Source organism: Candidatus Micrarchaeota archaeon, assembly GCA_028866575.1.
In the GTDB taxonomy this organism is placed as follows: Archaea; Micrarchaeota; Micrarchaeia; order Micrarchaeales; family Micrarchaeaceae; genus UBA12276.
Genome location: JAGWHU010000025.1, coordinates 1 through 3179, shown reverse-complemented (window position 1 = coordinate 3179; position 3179 = coordinate 1). Strand labels below are relative to the sequence as shown.

The following is a 3179-nucleotide window of genomic DNA, read 5'->3' as shown; positions in this document are numbered from 1 at the left end:
GCCAAAAGCGACTTCATCGCACCAGGCGGCACGTTGATAATCAGGTTTTTGATTTTGCCATCCGCAACGGCCTGGAGATGGGAGCAAATAGCGGCGATGTGCCAATTATCGCAGAAGGCCATATCCGGCTCGACCAGCGGCCAGGCGAGCCGGACGAAATCGTAGAAGCTTTTCTCCGCGAGCTTGCGAGTCAGCAGTAGCTCCAGGGCATTGAGTTGCTCAGGAGTTGGCTGGGTTGCTTTCGGCATCTGGTTTCGGTTCGCTGCACGGTTCGGCCACAATCGCGAAATCCGCGAGCTTGTCATGGCCCCGATATGTCAGATGCGACGCCAGTGTCCGCCATCTGTTTCCGTGTTTGTCTCGCCACAGGTGGCCGCGGCCAAAAATCTCAACAAGGAGCAGGCCGGCTTCCCAGTCGCAGACAAATTCGTGAGTTTTGAGGTTCATCCCAGTTGCGCGGTGCCACGATCACATAATCTTCCGACGGATTTTGTCCCCAGTTCCAATTTATCCCGCTTCCTAGCCGCAGATACATTCGTGAGTTTTGGACCTTAGCCGTGGCTAGTCTCAAATAGTCTTCCGGTTTTACTATAGCCTCCCGCATGTAGTCCAGATTGCGCATGAGAATTAATTGGGTGGTCAGTTTCGCAAGCGAATGCTCCGGCAAATCATCCAAAGCAACCGCTCGACGTTTCCACCTTGGCGCGATTAATTTGGGGATGAACAAATCCGGAGCTGCGGCGACGAGCAATCCAGATGCAAGCCTTGTGAAAAAATGGCGGCGGTTCATGGCAGTTGAACCTTCACCCACCCCCGACCGCCGTAATTGCTCGCCGGCAATCGCAAGGACAACTTCGCTCCCGGCACGGGCCGCTCAAATACCAGCCAATCGCAGAATGTGCTGCCGGGCATGATTTCCGCTTCGTCCTGTGCTTGCTCCAGTAAACCTGGATTGCGCAGCGGTGTGACCGCAATCTCTCGATATGTGTTGCCGAAATTGTCCTTGAGCACCGCCGACCCTCGCCAGGATTCAAAATCAATCTTGCGCGTCGTGCTCAGATCTTTGACCCCGACCGTGACGGCGAAATATGGCGCGGTGAATTGCACTCGCCCAAACTCGTCCAAGAACGGCACGCGCGAAACCCCGGCACCAATCACGCGCACGGCAACTGGCGGCGGAGCGGGCTTCGGCGCAAGCCAGTCAATGGCCATCGAACCACACAATACAACCCCGCAACAGATGATGATAATCGCTCGTCCCATAGATTTTCAGGTAGTGTCCTAATTTGGATTTTTTCAATCCAGCAGAATGAAGGCGATGATTGCGCCAACAACGAGGCTCAGGGCGATACACGTAAAATGCCGTGGCCGGCCTTGCCCTTGGCCCACAGATAAATTCCGGCAAAGAATCCGGCAAACGGCAGACGATCTTCCTGCTGTTGGCTTTGGTTGTGATGGGCGAGCCTCTAAGGCTTTAGCAATCCACTCCGCGATGGCGTCAGCGGTCATTCCGGCTTGTCTTAGCGTGGATTCAACTTCTGCTCTTGCTATAAAATCGCGCCTGCGGACGGTGGCGAACTTGAGATCGCCGGACCGTTTGTACATTTCGACGCTTCCGCGTTGTTCGTAGTACGAATATTGGAGAGAACGAAGCTTTTCAACAAATAGCCGCCTGGGGATCATTCTGATTTGATTGCTCAATATTGAACGGTGCTTCGATTGCCTCCTCGCCTTCTGGCGCGTCCACATCACGCGATTTCCAGCCGTGGAGGCTCAAGAACTCTTCCAGGTCGCCAGTCTTCAAGAGGTTATTAAATACAGAATCGGTGACCTGAGTGATGTTTTCAACCAACTCCTTATAGGTATCGCCCGATGTGGTTACACCGATGGGGTCGCACGCGCCAATCCACTGCCCAGATTGATCATCACGGTGCGCTATCCAGATAATCTGTCCCTGAATAACCTTGCGCTTTTGTTTTCTGGTCTGATGGATGATGTTTTTGCTGTAGTTCACCACAAAAAGCTTAGGCGAGTCATTTGTCTTCGTCAAGCTCAACCGGGTAGTGGTGCAGTTTGCACCAATAGCCCCAACGAAGGCTGTTGGGCTTTCTGTGCGGGGGAACGCCTTTCCTCGTTTTCTGGCCAGCAAGGCAATGGCTGATACCCTCGGCGCGGAGTTAAGGCAAAAATTGACGCAACCCCTTAAGTTTCAATGGTCCGGCCCCGGCGCGCAGCCACCCACAATTATTCACGGATTTGATTAATTCCGATAGCGGATCAATTCGCTGAGATTCATGCGGGCAGTTTAACCGCCAGGAGGACCGCTCCGCAGTGTCCGATAATTTCAAATTAGGACACTACCGATTTTCAATGTAAGCCCGCTTTATCTCCATTAACAGCCGGAATATCAATGACTGAATGTCCATTCCCATTCCCGTTGCCGTTGCCGTTCATGTGCACCGGAGCATCTTTGAGCTTTCGCACTCGACCAAGCATTTCCCTCAGGTCCTCTGGCCCCATGTCGTTGAACTGCGCGAGAGCCAGGTTGATGTTCATCGGGCCGGTTTGCACTTCGACCTTTGTCGCATCGTTGAACAGTCCGAGATGTTTGCCGACCTGAATGAGCGCTGCTTGCGCGTCGTAAAGTTCGAGCTCTGTGCCGCCTTTTCCGTGGTGAACCCGCTTAACCAAGTAACCCTTTCGCCTCACATTCGCCCAGTTGATGTTGCCCTCATCATCCAAGAAATTTGTCACGTTCCCTTGGGCCATTTCCGAGAGCCTTTGGAGCACCTGTTCCGCGCTTAAGTGCAATTCCCTCAGTCGCTTGGAGAGTGCCGCCTGAACTCTACTATCTCTTAGCACGCGCACGGCTTGCACGCCCAAGACCTTATCCGAGCCGCCATAGCCCGCCGACCTGGCCGCTGCTGTGCCATTCCAACCGTTTGCGATGTAGTGCGTAATGAACGCCGATTGCATCGGCGTCAGCGGCCGCGTCAGGCTCGCCTTTGGCCTCGGTTTGGTTACTTTGGTCTCCATGCTGCGCACCAGCGGTGATGGTCTGGGATTGCCGGCCAGACTGACAGGTTTTGGTAGGGTAGCATGACGTGGGGTGGCCAAAGGTGACAACGGCCATCGCCATCGGGCGGTTGTCCGCCAAAGGCCGCGCAGGTATCGCAAGA

4 protein-coding genes are annotated in these 3179 nt (G+C 54.3%); all 4 read right to left on the bottom strand.

What is annotated here, in order from left to right; genetic code table 11:
• On the bottom strand, positions 1-248 hold a 248-nt coding region (locus KGI06_06070; protein ID MDE1871774.1), incomplete at its 3' end, for a hypothetical protein.
• A gap of 538 nt (positions 249-786) precedes the next feature.
• Positions 787-1212, bottom strand: coding sequence for a hypothetical protein (locus KGI06_06065; protein ID MDE1871773.1), 426 nt, complete (start codon positions 1210-1212; stop codon positions 787-789).
• Between the two features lie 445 nt (positions 1213-1657).
• The gene (locus tag KGI06_06060; protein MDE1871772.1) at positions 1658-2149 is read right to left on the bottom strand and encodes a hypothetical protein; all 492 of its coding nucleotides are present in this window, start codon (positions 2147-2149) and stop codon (positions 1658-1660) included.
• A gap of 218 nt (positions 2150-2367) precedes the next feature.
• Complete coding sequence (locus KGI06_06055) at positions 2368-3036, bottom strand: terminase small subunit (GenBank protein ID MDE1871771.1); 669 nt, start codon at positions 3034-3036, stop codon at positions 2368-2370.
• Between the last annotated feature and the right edge of the window lie 143 nt (positions 3037-3179).

Excerpts from the sequence above, each read along its gene's own strand:
- KGI06_06065 (MDE1871773.1), bottom strand. The coding sequence starts at position 1,212 with ATGGCCATTGACTGGCTTGCGCCGAAGCCCGCTCCGCCGCCAGTTGCC.
- KGI06_06055 (MDE1871771.1), bottom strand. The coding sequence starts at position 3,036 with ATGGAGACCAAAGTAACCAAACCGAGGCCAAAGGCGAGCCTGACGCGG.